The organism is Idiomarina abyssalis (assembly GCF_900116625.1).
Lineage (GTDB): Bacteria > Pseudomonadota > Gammaproteobacteria > Enterobacterales > Alteromonadaceae > Idiomarina > Idiomarina abyssalis.
Window position 1 is genome coordinate 378,103 of sequence record NZ_FPBE01000001.1, and the last position, 21,034, is coordinate 399,136.

Sequence of the window (21,034 nt, forward strand, 5' to 3'; positions counted from 1 at the left end):
GGCGTCGTTCCAGTAAGTTCGACGTCGGCAATGCCTTACAGCTCGCACTGCTCAATCGGCTGGCCAATAAGTTCCTCAATGGATTTCAGCGCCGCAATGTCCTCGTCCGTTACCAATGATATAGCATGACCTGCCTGGCCAGCTCTACCGGTTCGGCCAATTCGGTGGACGTAGTCTTCCGCAACATGAGGGAGGTCGTAATTGATCACGTACGGCAGCTTTTCAATATCAATGCCACGCGCGACAATATCGGTTGCGATAAGCACTTGTACCTTGCCACTTTTAAAGTCAGCCAACGCTTTAGTACGGGCGCCCTGACTTTTGGCGCTGTGAATAGCCGCTGCCGAGAAGCCGGCTTTATCCAGTTGTTTAACTAATCGGTTAGCCCCTTGCTTGGTGCGTGAAAACACAAGGACTTGGGGTAAGTCGAGGCTTTTCAGCAGCTTTAATAACAGCCCCAGTTTTTGGCTTTTTTGTACTTCATACAACGTTTGCTCAATAGGCTCGGCAGTGGCGTTAGTTGGTGCTACCGAAATTTCGACCGGGCTTTTAAGCAAGCCTTTAGCCAACGCACGAATGTCATTGGAAAACGTCGCTGAGAACAGAAGCGTTTGGCGCTTAGGTGCCAGTAACTTAATAATGTTCTTAATGTCGTGAATAAAACCCATGTCGAGCATGCGGTCGGCTTCATCCAGCACCAGCACTTCAAACTTGGGGAAACGAATCGCGTTTTGTTTGTATAAGTCCAATAAGCGTCCTGGTGTTGCCACCAGAATATCCACGCCTTTGCGAAGCTTCATCATTTGCGGATTAATTTTCACACCACCGAACGCCACCGCGTAATTTAACGGCAGACCCGCGCTTAAGTTCGCAACGTTTTCACCCACCTGAGCTGCTAATTCGCGAGTTGGCGTTAAAATAAGCACACGCGCTGTGTTTGCCTTGGCACGCTCCTTACCTTTCAGAAGTTCTAAAATAGGCACCGTAAAGCCTGCTGTTTTGCCTGTACCCGTTTGCGCCGCCGCCATGACATCTTTCCCTGCAAGCACCAAAGGAATAGCCTGCGCCTGAATGGGCGTAGGTTCGCTATAACCCTGACGTGAAAGGGCGGTAAGCATTTCCGTGGAAAGTCCGAGATCAGAAAAAGTCATGTAATTGTGTGCAGTTTTGTGGTGTTTAGGGTGGTTATTCTAGCCGAAAGGCGCGCTTGCCGCATTTCATTTAAAGCTATAACCATTAATACTTAATGCTCTCGAGCTTTTTCCTTAAGGGCTTGAAGTTCTCCCCAGGACATTACATAACCAGAGTCGACTTTCCCCATTTCGCGCTTTTCTTTTGCTTGCATCAACCGTGCGTCGAAGTGCGTAGATTTTGAACCTGAGAGGTTTAGTTTACTTTTAAGAATTGCCACCATTGGTATCAGGCTACACTCAGATACAACGGGTAAATTATCTATCTTGAATGCGCTGAGTGTATGCTTTAAAGATAGTTCTTGCCATTGACTTGCTGATACTTTTATTAGGTTTATAGTCAAAGGAAAGGATTCTTCTTGGTCACCAAAGGGGATGACGTTTTCGTTAATAGTAATGATGCTCTGTGCTTTCGTATTAGGCAGCCGCGTCTCCAATAGGTGCCAATGTGGCTCTGCAATAAAAATATCCAAATCTGTGGTCATTTGCCGAACGCAATAGAGTGAAAATGGCAAATCACCCACAAAGCAGTAGTCAACCTGACTTAATTCTAGCTCTCGTATGAGACTTTTTACCGACGACAATAAATGCGTGTTTTCACCGTAAAAAGGCTCTATAAAGTCAGTGTATAAATCAAAGCCCATTATTAATGATCTCTCTGCTGCCCGTCAGATCGTCTGTCTGAGCAATTAATAGGGAGTAAGACTCGCTAGCGGATTGAGAAGATTCAAAACCTAAATCGTAAGCTCTTCTTTGCATTGGCTTTAACCACGATAAGTCATAAGCGCTCTTATGCCCTCTAGGTTTGTAAAAAGCATCTTCCCATAGCTTGAAGTTGGTCGGACGCCAAGTGTCAGCAAGTAATACCGCCTTGACCTGTTTTATATTTCCAAATGGCTTGTCATATACATCCGGTCGGTTAAGCATTGAGTGAAAACTAAGAGCAAGCTCTTTTGAGTGAAGGCGATCATAATCGGCTTTAATCTGTTTTAAAAACTCTGTTGCGGGATAGTCACGCTTAGCTTCAATTAAATAGAGGGTTTCATTAGCGTAGATGAAGCCGTCTAGATGGTTTCTCCATTTTCTAGAACGAATTGATTTGCTGTTGAGAATAAAAAAATCATTACCTGGAGTTTTATCAGATGAATGCACTTTCGCCTTTGAGTCACCCATAAATGGAACTTCTAACCCCCAGTGAGCTTCTGTCGGCTTTTTTAAACATCCCATTAAAAACGCGGTGACTAAATTCTGTTCGAGTACTTCTCCACCGGGTCTACAGGGACGAAATACATTCATTGATTTTTTATAGTGCTCAACTAAGTTGGTAAATCCGTTCGCGATAAACTCATCCATTATTGGTTTTCTCTTAAGCGTTACCGATTAATTTAGACATCATATTATAAATTTAGCGACTTAGCTCTTAGAGGTAGCCTATGTAGTTCAACTAATAGCAGTTTCGTAACCCTGGGTTGCAATGTTGTTATAAAGGAGTAACTTAACTGGTGAATAATTAACCTAGCCAAGGAACGGTGCGTCATGAAACTTTCCAATGTTCTATCTACCGTTAACCAGTTTGAGAAGTCTAAATTCATTAATTTTCTTGATCGCATATGCACAGAAGCGAGCTCACACAATAAGCAAGTGGCAAAGCAGTTCAAGAATATTGATGGTCAAATTAAAAACGCTTCCAGTGGTGAAGTTACTCAACTATTCAAACTTGCCCAGCCGTTATTCCAAAAAGAAGTTAAGTCTCAGCTAGCACTCAGCGGCGCACAAGCGGCTCTCTTGGTCAATATTCTGAGTCGTGACGGCAATTGTGTGGCGCGTGTTTCCTGGATAGAGCAGCTGTACGAAAAGGAGTGGAAACAAATTGACGCTCAGGCTAAAAGCTTGAAAGCGCTTTTCGATGAAGCTGAACAAACAGAGGTTTATGACGAACCGAAGCGCCTGGGCATTTACTACGCCTGTCTGCACGAAGCGCTGCATAATGACGAGCGATCGAACCGCGAAGGTAAAATTACCGATGAAGAACGCGGAATACTGAATGTTCTTGCGCATAAACTGGATGTAACGGCCGACAACCGTGTTGCCATTGAGCATTTAATCGATCCCATTCCCAAAACAGGCGTTTCTGACTGTCTGAATCAGCTACGTGAAATAGGCATTGTTTTCGTATCTAAGAAGCATCAGACCGTTTATGTGCCCGATGAAATAGTTGCGCTGTTGCACCGAATTCAATCTAAAGAGCTTGCAGACAAGCATCTTCTAAGAATTTTGCGGACATTCTCTGACGCCGAGCTCTCCAATATCCTGAAAAGCCACGACAAACGTATTCGTGGTGTCAGTCGTGACGAAAAAATTGATACCGTTTTCAAAATGGGCTTATCAGTCAGCCAAATTCTGAGTGACGACATGCACGGTGAACAGTCGGGCGTGACTGAGAAAAAAGAGCGTTTGAAAACACTTATTGATGACTTGCAGCTTGCGCTCGATAAGCTTGGCACAACGCTGGAAGAGCGGTGCAAGCTAATTATTGGCGCGTTGAACTCCTCGACAGAGCATGAATTTAATATTTTATCGGCAACAGGGTATAAGTCGCTGTTTTCAACGCTCAGTCAGCATCTTCCGCAATTGCCGAAAATGTTAAAGGACGAGTTCGAACTTGAGCCTAATCACGACATAGACGTTGAGAAGCTTCGTGCTCTTGCGATAACGCCGTACGACATCCTGTTTATGCTGTCGAACGAGCAGGTAAAGAGCCTGAAGTCTGACATGGGCATAACGCGCAGAGGCGACCCGCGGCAGGTTATTCTTGAAAGCTTTGCCGATGCTACAGATAAGCTGGTAGAGAATTACGAAGCCCTGGCAAAACGTGACTTAGCAGCACTGAAGCAGAAGAATATTGAGATAGCCGAGGCTGACATAGGTATTAAGTTTGAAGAAGTCACCAAAGCCATATTCGAAGAGCTTGGCTTAACGGTTGACGAAGATTTACGACGCGACATCAATACCGCCAAAGACAAAGCTGACATCCTGCTGTCGTTGAGTGAGGACGATATTATTATTGGTGAAGCAAAAACCTCTAAGAAGGGGGACTTTGCAAAGTACTCCACGACCTCGCGACAAGTGAAAGCCTATGTCACCCGCTGCGAAGGTGCTGGTAAGCGAGTCGCACAAGTACTCATTGTCGCGCCAAGTTTTTCTAATGACTTTGTTGAGTCTGCTGAAATGGATACCGAAGTGAACATTTCACTGTTGGAAGCCGCTGGCCTGAAGAAAATACTGGAGGCGTATAAGTCGCGCAGGAACCCCAAATTTTCAGCCAAATTGTTTACCAAAGGCGGGCTTTTGAAAGCGGATTTGATTGCTAAGAATATATAAGAGAACTTTAAAAATAGAAATATAAAAAGATGCAAGGGAGATACAAAAAGAATGGATAAAGTTGTTTATATTTTAGGGGCTGGGTTTTCAGCGCCTTTAGGTATACCTGTAATGCGTGATTTTTTGTTTAAATCTAAAGATCTTTATTTTTCGGATAAAGACAAATACTCTCACTTTAGTCAGGTATTTGAAACTATAAATAAAATATCAGTTACAAAGAACTACTACAGTAGTGATCTTTTTAATATTGAAGAGATATTATCTATCATAGAAATGAATGTTTTTTTAGATGGTAATAAGTTAAATGCTGACTTTATAGATTACATTAAAGACGTTATCGAGTATTACACACCTGCAATCGGTGATATAGAAGAGTTTCCTGGTAATTGGTATGATTTTATATTCGGAAGAAATCAAGCTGTTGCTCTATATGGTTACTTCGTCGCTAACTTAATGAATTTGAATTTTGAAAAATCTGAGAATGATAATAGTAATTCGGATAAAAAATATAAGTATTGTGCGGTAAAAGATCCTAACTCTAGTACAAAATACTCTGTACTAAGCCTCAATTACGATATGGTACTAGAGAGCATTGCAGATGCTATAGATAGTAGGTTTACATCGGAAAATAAAATTGCGTTTGAGAAAAAATCTTATGATCCTGACTGGAACTTAGCTCACTTAGCTAAACTTCACGGTTGCGTCAGTGAAAATGAGATTGTTCCGCCAACATGGGCTAAAGGCACTCATCCAAGCATCGTTCCTACCTGGAGAAATGCTTTCAAGGTATTAAGGGAAGCAAACCATATTCGTTTTATCGGTTACTCTTTGCCTGAGGCTGATTCGTATATTAAATACTTGTTAAAAGCAGCTGTGGTTGATGCTCCTCACCTAAAATCTATAGACGTAATTTGTTTAGACGGAGATGGCTCTACCAAAGAAAGGTACGATCAGTTTTTTGAGTTTAGCAACTATAAATTCAAAAGTGGATCAGTGACTGAATATTTTAAAACCATTAAAGACTTAGTGAAGTCTAGAAGGTTGAGCCATAAAGATCATCTTAGGGTCTCTTTCCTAGAGGAGGCCCACTTTAATTTTATGAATTAACTTTTGTCGACTTATTTTGATTATAAAGTTTTACCATATTCTTTTTTTTCGCTCGCAACCTTCAGTTGTACCACCAACACTTTCAAGTCTACAATGCTGTTAACTATTCGTTCGGAGCGGGCATTATGGACTTTTCCTACAGTGCGAAAACAAAGGACTACTTAGCGCGGCTAGATGCGTTTATGCGCGAGCATATTGAGCCGTATGAAAACCAGTATCAAAAAGAAAATTATCGGCTGAACAGCACGCCGAATTGGCGCGAGTGGCAGGTGCCGCCGCGAGTGGCTGAGCTTAAGCAGTTAGCGAAAGAGCAGGGGCTTTGGAACTTGTTTTTGCCCGACGACGAACTGGGTGCTGGCTTAACGACGCTGGAATACGCACCGTTAGCCGAGCGCATGGGGCGAAGCCTGTTAGCGCCGGAAGTCTTCAACTGCAATGCTCCCGACACGGGCAATATGGAAGTGCTGTATCATTTTGGTGATGACCCACAGCAAGAGCAGTGGTTAACACCGCTTCTAAATGGCGAAATTCGCTCGGTGTTTTGTATGACAGAGCCCGATGTCGCGTCCTCCGACGCCACCAATATGCAAACCACCATTGTTGCCGACGGTTCAGACTGGGTGATTAACGGCCGTAAGTGGTGGAGTACCGGTTTAGGCCACCCGGACGCTGAAATTGCCATTGTTATGGGGCTGACCGACGAAGACGCTGAAAAGCACCATCGTCACTCTATGGTGCTGGTACCGTTAAACACTCCGGGCGTTAACATAGAGCGTATGCTGCCGGCGTTAGGCGAGTACGACGCGCCTTATGGTCATGGCGAGGTGGTGTTCGACAACGTGCGCGTTCCGAAAGAGAACATTATTGTCGGCCCCGGAGCTGGCTTTAAAATTGCCCAGGGGCGTTTAGGGCCGGGGCGTATTCACCATTGTATGCGGGCTATTGGCGCGGCAGAGCGGGCGCTGGAGCTTTTCATTGAGCGTGGCGTATCGCGCATTGCCTTTGGTGAACCCTTAATGAAACTTGGCGGTAACACCGAGCGTTTAGCTGATTTACGTGTGGCGATTGATCAAGCGCGCTTGCTGACTCTGCACGCGGCCTGGCAAATTGACAACGTTGGTGCCATGAAGGCCATTAAAGAAATCTCGGCTATTAAGTTGGTGGCACCGAATGTGCTGCAAAAAGTGGTGGATGAAACCATGCAGCTGTTTGGTGGCGCTTCTATGTGTCACGACACACCGTTACCGGGGCTACTGACGGTAGCCCGTTCATTACGTATTGCCGATGGACCCGATGCGGTTCACCGTGCGACTATTGCAAAAAACGAATTAAAACAATGGAAAGGGCGCACCAATGACTGATCCTTCATCCGCCGTAGTTGACCAGGCGAGTGACGTACGCGAAGAAGAAACCTTACCAATTGAGGCATTAGATAACTGGTTGGCAGAGCATATTGGTGATGAGCTGCCTGAAGACCGGGGTACGCTACGCATTACTCAGTATACCGGTGGTGTGTCTAACTGGACTTACCGATTAGATTACAACGGTCTGGCTTTGGTTTTGCGCCGCCCGCCAGATGGCACAAAGGCCAAGTCAGCCCACGACATGGGTCGTGAGTTCCGCCTGCAAAAACGACTGAGACCAGAGTTTCCACACGTACCCAGAATGTTGGCGTATTGCCGTGACGAGTCGGTTATTGGTGCTGAGTTTTATGTTATGGAGCACATTACCGGTATTATCCCGCGTCGGAAGTTTCCAAAAGGGCTGGACTTAAGTTCTGAACAGGCTCGGCAGCTATGTACGAATGCACTGGATAAACTGATAAAGCTGCACCAGGTAGATTTAGACAGCACTGGCCTACGCAAAATTGCAAAAGGTAAAGGCTATACTGACAGGCAGGTGAATGGTTGGTGTGGCCGTTACGAAAAAGCAAAAACCTGGAATGTGTTCGGTGCGGGTTCGGTCATGCGCTGGTTGCAGGAAAATAAGCCTGAAAATGAAACCATTTGTCTTGTTCATAATGACTTTAGGCTGGACAACCTGATACTCAACCCGGAAGACCCAACTGACATTATCGGTATTCTGGACTGGGAGCTGGCGACCTTAGGTAACCCGTTAATGGACTTAGGTAACTCGCTGGCGTACTGGATAGAAGCGGGCGATGATAAAGTGGCGCGCGCAACTAAACGCCAACCGAGTGATTATCCGGGCATGCTAACGCGCAAAGAAATTATCGATTACTATTGCGAACGAACGGGCACCAAGGTTGAAGACTTTGCGTTTTATGAGGTGTTTGGTCTGTTCCGTTTGGCGGTTATTGCGCAGCAAATTTACTATCGGTACCACCATAAGCAAACCAATAACAAAGCCTTTAAGAACTTTTGGTTCCTGGTGAATTATTTGCTGTGGCGCTGCCGTCGCCGTATCGCTAAAGCTTAACTAATTATAATAAAAAAGAGAGCTCAACAATGCCGCAAGAACGGAAGACCATTTTAATTACGGGTGCCAGCTCCGGCTTAGGGCAGGGCATGGCGCGCGAATTTGCTGCAGAAGGCAAAAACTTATGTCTGTGCGCCCGCCGTTTAGATCGCTTAGAAGCGCTAAAAACCGAGCTGGAAGACAAGCACTCAGGCATAACTGTCAGCATTAAAACGCTGGACGTAAATGCTCACGAAGACGTATTCCGTGTGTTTCAGGAATTTAAACAAGAGCAGGGGCACATTGACCGCTTTATTATTAATGCGGGCATGGGCAAAGGCGCGGCGTTAGGTACGGGTTACTTTGAGGCTAACAAAGCCACGGCAGAAACCAACTTTGTAGCGGCGCTGGCGCAATGTGAAGCGGCTATGGAAATTCTGCGCGAGCAAAAGGGTGGGCATTTAGTGACTATTTCGTCCATGAGTGCTTTCCGTGGTATGCCACGGGCCATGACGGTGTATGCGGCAACCAAGGCTGGTTTGGCGTCGTTAACCGAGGGTATTCGTGCGGACTTAATGAAAACCTACGGCAGCAACAGCCCAATTAAAGTGTCGACCATTTATCCGGGCTACATTCGCTCTGAAATTAATGAAAAAGTGAAAAATACGCCTTTTATGGTGGATACCGAGACAGGTTGCCGACTGCTGGCGCAGGCCATTAATAAAGAGCCAGTAAAAGCCTATGTCCCTTACTGGCCCTGGGCATTAATGGCGTTCTTAATGAAACGTCTGCCGCTTAAATGGGTGTTAAAGCTGGCTTAATCCGAGCCAGCGTTTTACTCAGAGCCAGGGCACACGGCGTCGCCACGGGTAGAAACCTGAACCGACAGAGATTGGCTGACGCCTTGTGCATCGTTAAACAGAAATACCGGTTCGACTAAAAACATGTCACCGCGTTTCCCGTCGTGGTTTATCTCAAGTTTCTGATCAGCCAATTCCAGTTTAATGCAGCCTTCGTGTTCGGTGGTCATAATGCGTTGCCATTTATCCGGCTGCGGCTCATGTAACCAAATTTCATAGCCTTTCCATTGCGTATTTTTACCACGCTCACACCAGTAGCTATGAGCTTCTAAAGAACCGTCGTCGGTTGTTACTATTTGCTGTATTTCACAGTCTTCCTCGTGGGGGAGGTCAGGTTGCATGGTGGTCTTCTGATAAATAACAGCGCTACCAAGAATGACGATAACAGTAATAATAATAGCGCTCACGCCGAGCAGAATTTGCTTTAACATATGGCTCCAGAACCTGATACAGTATAAGTTCTTAGTATAAAGACAATAAATATAAGAACAATGACTTGGGGGAAGTATGTGGCAACGTGTTTTGGCATTACTGATTCTTATTGCAGGCCTGCTAATGGCTGTTTTGGGTGTGGTGAGTGACAACGATACTAATGTCAGGCTGTCGGGTGCGGTCCTGATGCTGATAGGTATTATCTGGCTTTATAAGCAGCCGACTTTAAAATCGCTGAACCGCACCGATAAGCCAACGTTAAAATGGTATCAGTCTCCAATTCTTTGGGTTCCGGTTATCGCAATTATCCTTTTTATTATCAGTCTGTTTATGTAGGAATCTAAGTAATGAACATAGCAAAACGAATTGTTATTTTAGCAGGCGCAGTCGGCTTATTTTTCTATACTGCAGAGCAGGAAGAACTGATTACATTGATTGCGAACTTTGATCTGAGTTGGTACAAGTTAGGAGTTCCTATTGCCTGGGGGCTTGTCCTTGGTGGGCTGGGAGCCTTACTTCGATTGCGCTCGCTTATCTCATGGATGGGGCCGGTAACCTTGGTTGCCAGTGCCATAACGACTATGGGACTCATTGGTGCAATTGCGGTATTTGCTAAACACCAGTTGATAGTACTAAGTTTACCGCCATTACAGCTAGCTTCTGTTGGTATTGGTTTGTACTTGTTTGGTGTGGGGTTAACTAAGCTAATGGGTGATATTGAAGCCAGAAAGTCTGAAAAAGGTAAGGAATGAGCCGTCAAATTACACTAAACAGTGATATTGGAGAAAGTTTTGGTGCCTGGACAATGGGGGCAGATGATTTGATCATGCCCCACATTGACTGCGCCAATGTTGCTTGTGGTTTTCATGCGTCAGACCCCCTGACCATGCTAAAAACGGTTAAGCTGGCAAAACAGCATAATGTGACCATAGGAGCGCACCCGGCGTATCCTGATCTTGTTGGTTTCGGGCGACGCCACATGAAGTTAAAACCCGACGAAGTGACGGCATTAATTCAATACCAGGTCGGCGCTCTGCAGGGCATTTGCGCCGGACAGAAAACTGAAGTGAGTTACGTGAAGCCGCACGGAGCACTTTATAATGACATGCTGAGCGACGGGCAGCAGTTTGATGCGGTCTGCGAAGCTATCGCTGCATTGCAGGACGACCGCCATGAACCTTTGCCGTTAATGGTTATGGCAACCCCTGAAAATGATGCCTGGCGCCACCGTGCACAAAAATTTAATGTCGAATTATGGTTTGAAGGCTTTGCTGACCGGGCTTATGACGACAACGGGCAACTGCGCTCACGAAGCAATTCTGATGCCGTGCATGGTGATACGGAAACCATGTATGCTCAAGCTGAAGCTTTTGCTAACGGTCGTGCTATTGAGAGTGTATCTGGTAAGTCGTTGCAAATTGAAATCGATTCTCTTTGTGTTCACGGGGATAATCCAAAGGCGATAGAAACAGTGGAGAAACTGCGGGATATCGTCCGAAAAGCTTATGACTAACTCTGCGAGTAAAGCGTCTAACTTTCCAAAACTGGTTTCTGCCGGTGCCGATGCCGTTATCGTGTATTTGGGTGAGGGCATCAGCGTTTCGGTTAACCAACAGGTTCTTGCAGCGGTTAAAGCGGTAGAAGAACAACTGTCGGACGTGGTGCTGGACTTAGTGCCGTCCTATAACTCTTTAATGGTGTATTACGATGTTCTGCGCACCGATGAGCCGGAAATACGCGAACGCCTGCGTAAAACCCTAAGCGATTTAACCAGCGATGACCAAGAACTGATCGGCAAGCATCATCGTATTCCGGTTTATTATGACGAAAGTGTCGGGCCGGATTTAGCCCGTATTGCAGAGACAAACAATTGTTCAGTGGATGATGTGATCAAAGCCCATACTGAGCAAACCTATCGTGTGTACGCTATGGGCTTTGCGCCGGGGTTTGCTTACCTGGGTGAGGTTAACGAGAAGATCAGAACGCCCCGTTTAGATAACCCCAGAAAGCGAATTACCGCAGGCAGTGTTGCTATTGCCGAAAGCCAGACCGCAGTTTATCCGTCATCGTCTCCCGGCGGTTGGAACATTATTGGCCGCACTTCAACGCAATTGTACGACCCGTCCTCCGGGACCATCAGCCCGCTGAATGTGGGTGATGAAGTGGAGTTTTACTCAGTCAGCAAAGAGCAGTTTGTTGATGACGGCGGCGACACGGAGACTTTGTCATGATGCGTATTATAGAGCCGGGCATGCGCGCAGCCATTCAGGATTTTGGACGCTTTGGCTATTTGTCGAAAGGCCTGACCCGGGGCGGACCGATGGATGAGCATGCGTTTTTATGGGCAAACCGGCTACTGAATAATGATTTTAATGCCGCACAAATAGAAGTTACTTTGGGTGGCTTTGAAGCAGAGTTTGACTGTGACTGTCAGTGTGCGGTAACCGGTGCTGGTGTTGAATTGACACTGGACGGCGAAACGCTAAACAACTGGCAGAACTTTAAGGTACGTGCTGGTCAGCGGCTAAAAATGGGGTACGCTACTGCCGGTGTTCGCGCGTATTTAGCGGTGCAGGGCGGGTTTCAGGTTGAACCTAAGTGGGGCAGCTGTGCAACCGTTACCCGTGATGCAGTGGGTGGCCTGCATGGAGACGGCTCTCCTTTAAAAGCGGGCGATGAGATTAGTTTTAATCAGCAAGAATTGCAGATGTCTCGCCGTGTTGGCTGGGCTTACCGGCCGAATTATGAAAAGACACCGGTTATTGGCTTAATACCGGGCTTTCAGTACGACGCTTTTCCCATGTCTGCAAGAGAAACTTTCTGCTACGAAGATTATGAAGTCACTAAAGACAGCGACCGTATGGGCATTCGCTTGTCTGGAAAAGCGTTGGAATATGACGGTGAGGGGCTGGTATCTGAAGGTGTGAATGTGGGGTCTGTACAGGTGCCAGCGAATGGCCAGCCCATTATTATGATGCACGACAGGCAGACCTTAGGGGGCTACCCCAAACTGGGCACCATTAACCCGTTCGATTTAGGTCGGCTGGCGCAATGCCAACCGGGTCAGACCGTTCGTTTTACTCGCATTGAGGGTAAAGTTGCACAGCAGCAACTGCGCCGTTTTTATCAGTTTTTTAATGTTCGCTTAACTTGTCAGGCAGGCGATAACCTGCGATCATAACCGCTTCATTTTATCCGGTGTTGATTTTGTAGCGGAGACAAAAGGTTCATGGCTGATACTGATTCACGTCCCAGTAATTTTATTCGTCAAATCATTGATAAAGATTTGGCCAGTGGTAAGCACTCTACCGTACATACCCGTTTTCCTCCGGAACCTAATGGTTACCTTCATATTGGCCATGCCAAGTCGATAGTGCTGAATTTCGGTATTGCCGAAGACTATAACGGCACCTGTAACCTGCGTTTTGATGACACCAACCCACTGAAAGAAAAAGTGGACTATGTGAACTCCATTAAAAAAGACGTGGAGTGGCTGGGTTACGACTGGGAAGGCGAGCCGCGTTATTCCTCTAACTACTTTGATCAGCTGCACGCGTTTGCGGTTGAACTGATTGAAAAAGGCCTGGCCTACGTTGATTTCAGTTCGCAGGATAAAATGCGCGAAATGCGCGGTACCCTGAAAGAGCCAGGCGTAAACAGCCCATACCGTGATACTTCTGTGGAAGAGAATTTAAAGCACTTTGCTGACATGACAGCAGGTAAGCACGAAGAAGGCACTGCGGCATTACGGGCAAAAATTGATATGAGCTCGCCGTTTATGTGTATGCGCGATCCGGTTATTTATCGTGTGCGTTTTGTGCATCATCACCAAACTGGTGATAAATGGTGTGTTTACCCAATGTATGACTTCACTCACTGTATTTCAGATGCACTGGAGGGCATTACACACTCGCTGTGTACGCTTGAGTTCCAGGATAACCGTCGCTTGTACGACTGGGTACTGGATAGCATCAGCATAGACTGTCACCCACAGCAAATTGAATTCTCGCGTCTTAACCTGCAATACACGGTGATGAGTAAGCGCATTATCAATACGCTGGTAGAAGAAAATAAAGTGACCGGGTGGGACGATCCGCGTGTTGCCAGTATTGCTGGCTTGCGCCGCAGAGGTTACACGCCGGACTCAATCCGTGAATTCTGTCGTCGCATTGGTGTGACCAAAATGGATAATCAGGTAGAGATGAGCATGCTGGAAGCCTGCATTCGTGACGACCTGAACGCCAATGCACCACGCGCTATGGCAGTTATGGATCCGGTGAAGATTGTTATTGAAAACTACCCTGAGGGTGAGCAAGAGTTGCTGGATGCGCCAAACCATCCGAATGACCCTGAAATGGGCTCGCGTCAGGTAACCTTTAGCCGCGAGATTTGGATTGAACGAGAAGACTTTCGTGAATCGGCGAATAAAAAGTTCAAGCGTCTGGTGCTGGATAAAGAAGTTCGTTTACGTAATGCCTATGTTATTCGCGCGGACCGCGTTGAAACAGACGATAACGGCGAGATTCAGACTATTTACTGCCACTACGACGCTGAGACCTTAGGCAAGGACCCTGCGGACGGCCGTAAGGTAAAAGGGGTTATTCATTGGGTTTCGGCAGAAACAGCGAAAGAAGCAGAGTTCCGCGTGTATGACCGTTTATTCCAGGTACCTAACCCGGCTGCAGAGGAAGACTTATTCTCAACCCTGAACCCGGAGTCTCTGGTTATTAAGAAAGGATTTGTGGAAGCTAACTTAGCGAATGCGAAATTGGGCGAGAACTTCCAGTTTGAACGCTTAGGTTACTACTGCCTGGATCAGGATGCTGATACAGAAGCTCGTTTGATATTCAACCAGACGGTTGGACTACGTGACAGCTGGGCTAAAATAGAACAGCAGCAAGCTACTGAATCGTAAACTGGTCCAGTAGCTTAGCGCCGTATAAACGCGAGGGGGTGTAAAAGCCCCCTGACTGTTTTTGGCTTAAGGTATGAACTGCTAATTCAACAGCCCCTTCGGCAGTTAGCGAATAGCCATTTTTCACTTTTACCCGCATACTTTTCTTATTACCTTTGCCATCGGTAATTTCACCCCAAACGTAAGTCGGGTTGTTCTTCCGTTCTTTTTCTTCAGGGCCTGCAGGCTGAGATTCCAGCTTTTTCTTCAGCTTAGCCTGAACCCATTTCCAGTTAAATACCCAACGGAACCAGTTCATCCGGCGCATTTTCTTCACTAAGCGTGGGCTGGCCGGTATGTACACTTCAATATTGGGAATTTCTGTTGTGTAGTAGGCGGTAGAGACATCGCCCCAGGGAATGGTCATGGCACACTTCTCACCATTACCAAAATCTATCCAGCGAGAATGCCAGGCGTGCGGAACATCGGTAATTTGTCCGTTAATGCGGGCTGCGCCTCCACGGCCTAAACGCTCGATACTGGTTTTGGCTGTGCCCCGGCTCATACGTGAACCGGAGTCAAAGCCTAAAGCCAGATGCTCGGCTTCCGGCATTTGGGCATTTAGCCTTGCGGCAATGCAGTCTGTTGGAATAACGTCAAACCCAACACCGGGGCAAATAACAATACCGGCTTCGCGCGCAGCTTTATCCATGGAGTGAGCGTATTCAAATACGTCTATCTCGCCGGTAATGTCTAAATAGTGGGTTTTGGTATCAATACAGGCTTGAATAAGTGGGGCTGCCGTTTGGCTAAACGGGCCTGCGCAATTAATGACAAGATCAACATCTTCTAATTGCTTTTTTACTTCATCGATACTGTCGAGCGAAAAGGCTTTGTATTGAAAGGCCAGGTGACGAGCAACTGGCTCAAGGGCGTCTTCGTTACGGCCGGCTAAAATGGGTTGATAACCGCGCTTTTTTGCCTGATGAGCAATGAGTTTGCCCGAGTAACCGTATGCCCCGTAAATGAGCCAGCGCAGAGCCATTAGTCTGCCTCAGCAGCAGCTTTGTATTCGCAGCTTTCGCCACGCTGACATTCGCCGTATAAATAAAGGCTGTGGTTTGTTAGCTTAATTTTATTAGCTGCAGCAACTTTGTCCTGACGTTCTTCAATAACGTCGTCTTCAAACTCAAAGACGTGCCCGCAGGTTAAACACACCAAATGATCATGATGATGTTTTGCGCTTAATTCAAATACCGAACGACCACCTTCAAAGTGGTGGCGAGTAATAATACCAGCGTCATCAAACTGGTTTAGTACCCTATATACGGTAGCCAGGCCAATTTCATCTTTTTGTTCCAGCAGAATTTTATAGACGTCTTCAGCACTGATGTGTTGGTTTTCTGGTTGTTTTAAAATCTCCAGAATTTTCATCCGTGGGGAAGTGACTTTGAGTCCTGCTTTTTTTAGCTGTTCGTCGTTACTCGCCATAATGATTCGTATCTCAGTTAAACATGTACAACAGCATACCCTGTATTAGCTGTCACTTGCCAGTTCTGCCAAACACATTTCTTCATAAACCTGCTGGCACCATTTACTAACACGCTCTTTAGTGAGTTCTGGTTGACGGTCTTCGTCAATACCCAGGCCGACAAAATGGTCGTCATCTACCATGCCTTTAGAGGCTTCGAAGTTATAACCTTCTGTCGGCCAGTGCCCGACAATGATGCCGCCACGTGCTTCAACAATATCGCGTACCATGCCCATAGCGTCCAGAAAGTATTCGGCGTAGTCTTCCTGATCACCACAGCCAAAAATAGCAATGAGCTTGTCGGTGAAGTCTATTTCTTCAAGTTCGGGGAAAAAATCGTCCCAATCGCACTGAGCTTCGCCGTAGTACCACGTCGGAATACCGAACAGTAGTAGGTCATAACTGGCAATATCTTCTTTACTGGATTTAGCAACGTCTTTAACGTCGACAAGTTTTTTACCCAGCTCTTTCTGAATCATCTGAGCGACGGCTTCGGTGTTACCGGTGTCGCTTCCAAAGAAAATTCCAACAGTTGCCATAAATCAATTTTCACCTGGTTATACGAACAAACAATACTGAATGGATTGCCATTCAGCGGCGTAAATTATCAATTGGGTTAAACTCCGGACTCCCAGAGCACCTGAATAATACCTTTAGCAATAAAACCAAAACAGCCAAGAAACAGTACTGCCCACACAATTATTTGGCCGAATTTGGGTACCGCTGAGCGTTTTAACACATCACGAATGGCTAAGCCTATGAGTAAGAATAGTATGGCCAGTGTGAAATTGGTGGCCAGAACTTCAATTTGTTCGTAATACTCAGCCAACATACTGCTTAACCTCGCTGATGTGTAACGCCTGAACTGTTTTTTAACGGCGCCTAGATTACCATAAAGCGCCGCCGCTGGCGAGATTACTGAGCCAGAAACTCAAGCACGAGCCGGTTGAATATTCGGGGCTTCTCGGCGTGCAGCCAGTGACCTGCGTCTTCTATTATTTTTACTGAAGCATTGCTAAAGCGCGAGTTAACCTCTTGTTGGTGCTTTTCTGTCAGGTAGTTTGAGTTACCGCCTTTGATAAAAAGTACAGGGCCTTCGTATTGACCTTTACTGACAGCCGCTGAAATTTGCTCGTAATTTTGTTTTAACCCTTCGAGATTAAGGCGCCATTGATAGCCGTCATCGGTCTTTTTAAGGTTTTTTAGTAAAAACTGACGCACGCCTTTTTCTGAAATTTTATCGGCTAACTGCTTGTCCGCGTCGCTGCGACTTTTTACCTGACTTAAATCCAGCCCTGACAGTGCATCCATGATGCTGTCGTGAGTTCCGTCATAAGCGGCGGGGGATATGTCTGCGAATATGGCCGCTTTGACCCTTTCCGGCGCCTCCATGCAGACTTCCATAGCGATTTTGCCACCCATGGAGTGCCCCAGTACAGCAAACTGCTCAATATCTAAGGCATCGGCCAGTTTAATAATGTCATCTGCCAGGGCCGGGTAAGTCATGGTGTCACTGTGAAACGAGTCACCGTGGTTACGAGCATCCGGTAATATACAAAAGTAATCTTCGGACAGTTCGCGGGCGATACTTTTTAAATTGTCTTTGTCGCCAAACAGTCCATGAATAATGATGACAGCCGGATTGCTTTCGGTGCCAAGTGTTTCGTGATTCAACAATGAAGAGTCTGCCATCGAACGGCCTTTAGTGATAAACTTTGATGCATATTTTCAAGGCTTTGTCGGGGCGTTGCAAGTGACAAAGCACAACCTTTCAAATTTTAGAGGTAGAAAGTCAACAATGAAGCGGATTGACATTGACGACGACTTATACGCGTATATTGCAAGCCACACCAGACAAATAGGCGAGAGTGCTTCAGATATTCTGCGCCGATTACTTGATGTGAGTAGTACAGAATTTGCTGTGGATGCTAAAGGCGAACAAACCGAATCGGTTTTTAATCGTTTAAATGAGCAGGATGTTCGTATTCAGAAAAGCGTGGTCGCGCGTTTTTTGTATATTTTGAGCATGCTTTACCGTTGTCATTCCAGTGAGTTCTCGCAGGTGCTGGATATTCGCGGACGTGACCGTCAGTATTTTGCCCGCTCAGAAGAAGCTTTGCTGACCTCGGGTAACAGCACCAATCCGAAGCAAATACCGGACTCTCCGTTTTGGGTTATTACCAACACCAATACCACAAAGAAAAAATCGATGCTGACTCAGGTTGCAGAAAAGCTGGGTTATGATTCAGCAGATGCAGAAAAAATTAGGGACTTTTTATAATGGCGAATCACGAGCGAGCAGGTCAGTTGGCACAAGCTGGCGATTTGACGAATATTGCGCAATTGATCAGTGCTTATTACGTTTACGAGCCGGATCCACGTAAAGCGGCAGAAAAAGTCAGCTTTGGTACATCGGGTCATCGTGGCAGTTCATTGAAGCGCTCGTTTAATGAAGCCCATATTCTGGCTATTGCTCAGGCCATTTGCGCTTATCGCGAAGAGCAGGGAATTACCGGGCCGATTATGGTGGCCAAAGATACTCACGCCTTGTCAGAGTCTGCCTACATTAGTGCTTTGGATGTATTCATTGGTAATGGCATTGAGGTTCAGGTTCAGACGGAGCACGATTACACACCAACGCCGGTATTAAGCCGTGCTGTTATTGAGTGGAACAGCAAGAATAAAGCGAAAGCAGACGGTGTCGTGATCACACCATCGCACAACCCACCGGAAGATGGTGGGCTTAAATATAACCCGCCGCACGGCGGACCAGCAGATTCTGATGTCACACGAATTATTGAAAAATACGCTAATGCGTTGTTGTCATCAGGTTTGGTCGGGGTGAATACCTGCGAGAGTGAAGACGTATTACAGCATCCGAAACTGACTTTTGTTGACTGGCGCACTCAGTACATTAGCCAGCTTGAAGACTGCATTGATATGTCAGCTATTCAGGATGCAAAACTGACGCTGGCGGTCGATGCCATGGGTGGATCAGGCGCTAAATACTGGCAGCAAATTGCTGAGCATTACAACTTATCGATTGAGGTTCGTAATGCCGTTGTTGACCCAACATTCGCATTTATGCCCCTGGACAAAGACGGCAAAATTCGCATGGATTGCTCCTCGCCGTTTGCCATGGCCAGTTTACTGGGGCTGAAAGAAAAATACGACTTAGCTTTTGGTAATGACCCGGACTACGACCGTCACGGTATAGTAACTCCTACACACGGCTTGCTGAACCCGAACCATTACCTGTCGGTTGCGATAGATTATTTGTGCAAAAACCGTGGTTGGGACAAAGGGCTTGCCATCGGCAAAACACTCGTATCCAGCGCTATGATTGACCGTGTGGTGAGCGCAAACGAACGTCCATTGATGGAAGTGCCGGTGGGTTTTAAATGGTTTGCGCAAGGGTTAGCTGAGCAAAGTATTGCGTTTGCCGGAGAAGAGAGTGCCGGTGCAACCTTGCTTGACCGTAAAGGCAATACCTGGACCACCGATAAAGACGGCATTGTCATGGCCTTATTAGCGGCTGAGATATTGGCAAAAACCGGTAAAAATCCGGGGCAGTACTACGATGAATTATGTCAGCAGCATGGTACGTCTTACTATCGTCGTGTTGATACCGTTTCCAGTGCCGACAAAAACGCTCGCTTTAAAGGCATTCGCGCATACAAAATGAAACTGCCAGAATTGGCTGGTGACAGTGTGTCTGATATTTCTACGAAAGCGTCGGGTAACGGGGCACAGTTTGGTGGTATTAAAGTAACCACTGACAATGGTTGGTTTGCGGCAAGGCCTTCAGGTACTGAACCGGTTTATAAAATTTATGCTGAAAGTTTTGTCAGCGAACAACACTTAGATGACATTCTGACGCAGGCCACCACCTGGGTGAATGACCTGCTGACAGATTAGTCTCTTAACGAAGGACGGCGTTAGATTCCATTTCTTCGTCGTCCTCTTCTTCTGTTTCCGGCGCTTCTTCAGCCATTGACGTTAATAGTTCATCAGAGGTTTGTGACGGAGCCAGTATGGCAAAGTTACTGTGTTGCTGGTCTTCAGCTTTAGCGCGTCGCGTAATGCGGTACAGCGAATAAAAACCAACACAGGCGGTTAACGCAGCCAGAAGCAGGAAGAAGTAATTAATAGCACCAAACTGCATTAATGCGGCTACAGCAGGTGCCCCGATAATAGAGCCAGCCCCGCCAATTTTTATGATAGCTCCCGTTGCTCCGACCATTTGATCGCGTTCGAGAAAGTCGTTGGTGTGCGCCATGCCCAGTGAGTATAACGGTAAAATGAAGGCACCTAATAAACCAACATTCAGGTAAATAAGAAGTGCGTTTGATGCGGCCAGCTGCGAGAGAGCGATGGCGGTCAGGGTGCCGCCAGTTGCACAAATAGCAATAACAAAACGGCGATCAATTCGATCGGATAATAAACCGAAAGGTGCTTGTGAGATCAGGCCGCCGAGAATAAAGGCTGACATGAAGAAGGTAATTTGCACAACGCTCAGGCCAATATAAGACGCATACATAGGCCCGATACCATAAAACATGGCGTAGCAGGCTTGCATAATGAACGCGTTTACCACACCCAGCGGCACCGTTTTAAGCAGCAAGGAGACAGGAACCTTGCGGTTTTCATGGGTTGTCGGTTCCACTGTCACACTGACCAAAATAGGAATTAAAGCAAGGTTAATCAGAAGTGCGACAATAGCAAAAGCGACAAAGCCGGCAGGGTCTGCCACGCCTAGAATAAGTTGCCCCGCAATGAGGCCAGTGTAAATAATGACTAAATAGATAGACAGTAAAGTACCGCGGCTGCGGTTATCTGCCATGGTATTAAGCCAACTTTCGACAATGACAAAAATACCGGAAATGGCAAAACCGGTAATAAAACGCATAACAAACCAGACTACGGGGTCGACCCAAATGGCCTGCATTAGAATACTGAAGGCGGCTAATGCGGCAAGCCCCCCGAATGAGCGAATATAGCCTACCCGACGAATGTCTTTAGGTGCGCGGGTAGAGCCAAACAGGTAACCGATAAAGTAGGCTGACATAATAAAACCGGTAACCAGGGTACCGAAGTCTTCAATGGTGGCACGCAAACTGAGTAGGGTACTGGTCATGCCAACACAGACCCCAATTAAACTGATGCTGCCAAGCAGTGAACTGATACCGCGAAGTTGTTGTTTTAGCATGCCTTTGTCACC

23 protein-coding genes are annotated in these 21,034 nt (G+C 46.5%); 13 read left to right on the plus strand and 10 right to left on the minus strand.

Going from position 1 to position 21,034, the window contains the following annotated elements:
* Positions 1 to 35 precede the first annotated feature (35 nt).
* From BM359_RS01830 to BM359_RS01840, 3 genes are all read right to left on the minus strand, one after another.
* Positions 36 to 1,151, minus strand: coding sequence for a DEAD/DEAH box helicase (locus tag BM359_RS01830; RefSeq protein ID WP_054487398.1), 1,116 nt, complete (start codon positions 1,149 to 1,151; stop codon positions 36 to 38).
* Positions 1,152 to 1,243: 92 nt separating this feature from the next.
* On the minus strand, positions 1,244 to 1,834 hold the full coding sequence (locus BM359_RS01835) for a hypothetical protein (RefSeq protein WP_054487400.1): 591 nt from the start codon (positions 1,832 to 1,834) through the stop codon (positions 1,244 to 1,246).
* The gene (locus BM359_RS01840; RefSeq protein WP_054487402.1) at positions 1,824 to 2,543 is read right to left on the minus strand and encodes a hypothetical protein; all 720 of its coding nucleotides are present in this window, start codon (positions 2,541 to 2,543) and stop codon (positions 1,824 to 1,826) included. The genes BM359_RS01835 and BM359_RS01840 overlap by 11 nt, the downstream gene beginning before the upstream one ends.
* A 183-nt stretch (positions 2,544 to 2,726) precedes the next feature.
* Between BM359_RS01840 and BM359_RS01845 the strand changes: the two genes are divergently transcribed.
* From BM359_RS01845 to BM359_RS01865, 5 genes are all read left to right on the plus strand, one after another.
* Positions 2,727 to 4,571, plus strand: coding sequence for a hypothetical protein (locus BM359_RS01845; protein ID WP_054487404.1), 1,845 nt, complete (start codon positions 2,727 to 2,729; stop codon positions 4,569 to 4,571).
* A 51-nt stretch (positions 4,572 to 4,622) separates the two neighbouring features.
* Positions 4,623 to 5,678: an SIR2 family protein gene (locus BM359_RS01850; RefSeq protein WP_054487406.1), complete on the plus strand. Its 1,056-nt coding sequence runs from the start codon at positions 4,623 to 4,625 to the stop codon at positions 5,676 to 5,678.
* A 125-nt stretch (positions 5,679 to 5,803) separates the two neighbouring features.
* Positions 5,804 to 7,039 carry an acyl-CoA dehydrogenase family protein gene (locus BM359_RS01855; RefSeq protein ID WP_054487408.1) on the plus strand — a complete coding sequence of 412 codons (1,236 nt, stop codon included), beginning with the start codon at positions 5,804 to 5,806 and terminating at the stop codon, positions 7,037 to 7,039.
* Entirely contained in the window at positions 7,032 to 8,117 is a 1,086-nt protein-coding gene (locus tag BM359_RS01860; RefSeq protein ID WP_054487410.1) for a phosphotransferase family protein, read from the plus strand. Before BM359_RS01855 ends, BM359_RS01860 begins: the two co-directional genes overlap by 8 nt.
* Before the next feature lie 29 nt (positions 8,118 to 8,146).
* Positions 8,147 to 8,917, plus strand: a complete 771-nt coding sequence (locus BM359_RS01865; RefSeq protein ID WP_054487412.1) for an SDR family oxidoreductase — start codon at positions 8,147 to 8,149, stop codon at positions 8,915 to 8,917.
* A 14-nt stretch (positions 8,918 to 8,931) separates the two neighbouring features.
* Here the strand turns inward: BM359_RS01865 and BM359_RS01870 are convergent, their stop codons facing one another.
* Complete coding sequence (locus tag BM359_RS01870; RefSeq protein ID WP_054487414.1) at positions 8,932 to 9,387, minus strand: hypothetical protein; 456 nt, start codon at positions 9,385 to 9,387, stop codon at positions 8,932 to 8,934.
* 76 nt (positions 9,388 to 9,463) lie between these two features.
* Between BM359_RS01870 and BM359_RS01875 the strand changes: the two genes are divergently transcribed.
* Genes BM359_RS01875 through glnS form a run of 6 tightly spaced genes read left to right on the plus strand, consistent with a single transcriptional unit; the run spans position 9,464 to position 14,303 of the window.
* Positions 9,464 to 9,724: a hypothetical protein gene (locus tag BM359_RS01875; protein ID WP_054487417.1), complete on the plus strand. Its 261-nt coding sequence runs from the start codon at positions 9,464 to 9,466 to the stop codon at positions 9,722 to 9,724.
* An 11-nt stretch (positions 9,725 to 9,735) separates the two neighbouring features.
* Positions 9,736 to 10,140, plus strand: coding sequence for a hypothetical protein (locus BM359_RS01880; RefSeq protein ID WP_054487419.1), 405 nt, complete (start codon positions 9,736 to 9,738; stop codon positions 10,138 to 10,140).
* Positions 10,137 to 10,901, plus strand: coding sequence for a 5-oxoprolinase subunit PxpA (locus BM359_RS01885; protein WP_054487420.1), 765 nt, complete (start codon positions 10,137 to 10,139; stop codon positions 10,899 to 10,901). The genes BM359_RS01880 and BM359_RS01885 overlap by 4 nt, the downstream gene beginning before the upstream one ends.
* On the plus strand, positions 10,894 to 11,619 hold the full coding sequence (pxpB, locus tag BM359_RS01890) for a 5-oxoprolinase subunit PxpB (RefSeq protein ID WP_054487422.1): 726 nt from the start codon (positions 10,894 to 10,896) through the stop codon (positions 11,617 to 11,619). Before BM359_RS01885 ends, pxpB begins: the two co-directional genes overlap by 8 nt.
* The gene (locus tag BM359_RS01895) at positions 11,616 to 12,569 is read left to right on the plus strand and encodes a 5-oxoprolinase subunit C family protein (RefSeq protein ID WP_054487424.1); all 954 of its coding nucleotides are present in this window, start codon (positions 11,616 to 11,618) and stop codon (positions 12,567 to 12,569) included. The genes pxpB and BM359_RS01895 overlap by 4 nt, the downstream gene beginning before the upstream one ends.
* A 48-nt stretch (positions 12,570 to 12,617) precedes the next feature.
* The gene (glnS, locus tag BM359_RS01900) at positions 12,618 to 14,303 is read left to right on the plus strand and encodes a glutamine--tRNA ligase (protein WP_054487427.1); all 1,686 of its coding nucleotides are present in this window, start codon (positions 12,618 to 12,620) and stop codon (positions 14,301 to 14,303) included.
* On the opposite strand, the gene BM359_RS01905 is transcribed toward glnS, so the two are convergent.
* From BM359_RS01905 to BM359_RS01925, 5 genes are all read right to left on the minus strand, one after another.
* On the minus strand, positions 14,290 to 15,327 hold the full coding sequence (locus tag BM359_RS01905) for a saccharopine dehydrogenase family protein (protein ID WP_054487429.1): 1,038 nt from the start codon (positions 15,325 to 15,327) through the stop codon (positions 14,290 to 14,292). The genes glnS and BM359_RS01905 overlap by 14 nt on opposite strands.
* Positions 15,327 to 15,773, minus strand: coding sequence for a ferric iron uptake transcriptional regulator (gene fur / locus BM359_RS01910; protein WP_054487431.1), 447 nt, complete (start codon positions 15,771 to 15,773; stop codon positions 15,327 to 15,329). The genes BM359_RS01905 and fur overlap by 1 nt, the downstream gene beginning before the upstream one ends.
* A 45-nt stretch (positions 15,774 to 15,818) precedes the next feature.
* Positions 15,819 to 16,352, minus strand: a complete 534-nt coding sequence (fldA, locus tag BM359_RS01915) for a flavodoxin FldA (RefSeq protein ID WP_054487432.1) — start codon at positions 16,350 to 16,352, stop codon at positions 15,819 to 15,821.
* Positions 16,353 to 16,429: 77 nt separating this feature from the next.
* On the minus strand, positions 16,430 to 16,645 hold the full coding sequence (locus BM359_RS01920; RefSeq protein ID WP_054487434.1) for a DUF2788 domain-containing protein: 216 nt from the start codon (positions 16,643 to 16,645) through the stop codon (positions 16,430 to 16,432).
* 83 nt (positions 16,646 to 16,728) lie between these two features.
* Complete coding sequence (locus BM359_RS01925; protein WP_054487436.1) at positions 16,729 to 17,505, minus strand: alpha/beta fold hydrolase; 777 nt, start codon at positions 17,503 to 17,505, stop codon at positions 16,729 to 16,731.
* Positions 17,506 to 17,611: 106 nt separating this feature from the next.
* On the opposite strand from BM359_RS01925, the gene BM359_RS01930 reads away from it, so the two are divergent.
* Positions 17,612 to 18,094 carry an N-carbamoyl-L-amino acid amidohydrolase gene (locus BM359_RS01930; RefSeq protein ID WP_054487438.1) on the plus strand — a complete coding sequence of 161 codons (483 nt, stop codon included), beginning with the start codon at positions 17,612 to 17,614 and terminating at the stop codon, positions 18,092 to 18,094.
* Entirely contained in the window at positions 18,094 to 19,731 is a 1,638-nt protein-coding gene (gene pgm, locus BM359_RS01935) for a phosphoglucomutase (alpha-D-glucose-1,6-bisphosphate-dependent) (protein ID WP_054487440.1), read from the plus strand. Before BM359_RS01930 ends, pgm begins: the two co-directional genes overlap by 1 nt.
* 4 nt (positions 19,732 to 19,735) lie before the next feature.
* Here pgm and BM359_RS01940 read toward each other — a convergent pair whose 3' ends face one another.
* Positions 19,736 to 21,022 carry an MFS transporter gene (locus BM359_RS01940; protein ID WP_054487441.1) on the minus strand — a complete coding sequence of 429 codons (1,287 nt, stop codon included), beginning with the start codon at positions 21,020 to 21,022 and terminating at the stop codon, positions 19,736 to 19,738.
* Positions 21,023 to 21,034: the final 12 nt, after the last annotated feature.

Excerpts from the sequence above, each read along its gene's own strand:
- BM359_RS01925 (WP_054487436.1), bottom strand. The coding sequence starts at position 17,505 with ATGGCAGACTCTTCATTGTTGAATCACGAAACACTTGGCACCGAAAGC.
- BM359_RS01860 (WP_054487410.1), top strand. The coding sequence starts at position 7,032 with ATGACTGATCCTTCATCCGCCGTAGTTGACCAGGCGAGTGACGTACGC.
- fldA (WP_054487432.1), bottom strand. The coding sequence starts at position 16,352 with ATGGCAACTGTTGGAATTTTCTTTGGAAGCGACACCGGTAACACCGAA.
- BM359_RS01855 (WP_054487408.1), top strand. The coding sequence starts at position 5,804 with ATGGACTTTTCCTACAGTGCGAAAACAAAGGACTACTTAGCGCGGCTA.
- BM359_RS01930 (WP_054487438.1), top strand. The coding sequence starts at position 17,612 with ATGAAGCGGATTGACATTGACGACGACTTATACGCGTATATTGCAAGC.
- fur (WP_054487431.1), bottom strand. The coding sequence starts at position 15,773 with ATGGCGAGTAACGACGAACAGCTAAAAAAAGCAGGACTCAAAGTCACT.
- pgm (WP_054487440.1), top strand. The coding sequence starts at position 18,094 with ATGGCGAATCACGAGCGAGCAGGTCAGTTGGCACAAGCTGGCGATTTG.
- BM359_RS01840 (WP_054487402.1), bottom strand. The coding sequence starts at position 2,543 with ATGGATGAGTTTATCGCGAACGGATTTACCAACTTAGTTGAGCACTAT.
- BM359_RS01940 (WP_054487441.1), bottom strand. The coding sequence starts at position 21,022 with ATGCTAAAACAACAACTTCGCGGTATCAGTTCACTGCTTGGCAGCATC.
- BM359_RS01865 (WP_054487412.1), top strand. The coding sequence starts at position 8,147 with ATGCCGCAAGAACGGAAGACCATTTTAATTACGGGTGCCAGCTCCGGC.
- BM359_RS01875 (WP_054487417.1), top strand. The coding sequence starts at position 9,464 with ATGTGGCAACGTGTTTTGGCATTACTGATTCTTATTGCAGGCCTGCTA.
- BM359_RS01905 (WP_054487429.1), bottom strand. The coding sequence starts at position 15,327 with ATGGCTCTGCGCTGGCTCATTTACGGGGCATACGGTTACTCGGGCAAA.
- BM359_RS01895 (WP_054487424.1), top strand. The coding sequence starts at position 11,616 with ATGATGCGTATTATAGAGCCGGGCATGCGCGCAGCCATTCAGGATTTT.
- BM359_RS01835 (WP_054487400.1), bottom strand. The coding sequence starts at position 1,834 with ATGGGCTTTGATTTATACACTGACTTTATAGAGCCTTTTTACGGTGAA.
- BM359_RS01870 (WP_054487414.1), bottom strand. The coding sequence starts at position 9,387 with ATGTTAAAGCAAATTCTGCTCGGCGTGAGCGCTATTATTATTACTGTT.
- BM359_RS01850 (WP_054487406.1), top strand. The coding sequence starts at position 4,623 with ATGGATAAAGTTGTTTATATTTTAGGGGCTGGGTTTTCAGCGCCTTTA.
- glnS (WP_054487427.1), top strand. The coding sequence starts at position 12,618 with ATGGCTGATACTGATTCACGTCCCAGTAATTTTATTCGTCAAATCATT.
- BM359_RS01885 (WP_054487420.1), top strand. The coding sequence starts at position 10,137 with ATGAGCCGTCAAATTACACTAAACAGTGATATTGGAGAAAGTTTTGGT.
- BM359_RS01845 (WP_054487404.1), top strand. The coding sequence starts at position 2,727 with ATGAAACTTTCCAATGTTCTATCTACCGTTAACCAGTTTGAGAAGTCT.
- pxpB (WP_054487422.1), top strand. The coding sequence starts at position 10,894 with ATGACTAACTCTGCGAGTAAAGCGTCTAACTTTCCAAAACTGGTTTCT.
- BM359_RS01830 (WP_054487398.1), bottom strand. The coding sequence starts at position 1,151 with ATGACTTTTTCTGATCTCGGACTTTCCACGGAAATGCTTACCGCCCTT.
- BM359_RS01920 (WP_054487434.1), bottom strand. The coding sequence starts at position 16,645 with ATGTTGGCTGAGTATTACGAACAAATTGAAGTTCTGGCCACCAATTTC.
- BM359_RS01880 (WP_054487419.1), top strand. The coding sequence starts at position 9,736 with ATGAACATAGCAAAACGAATTGTTATTTTAGCAGGCGCAGTCGGCTTA.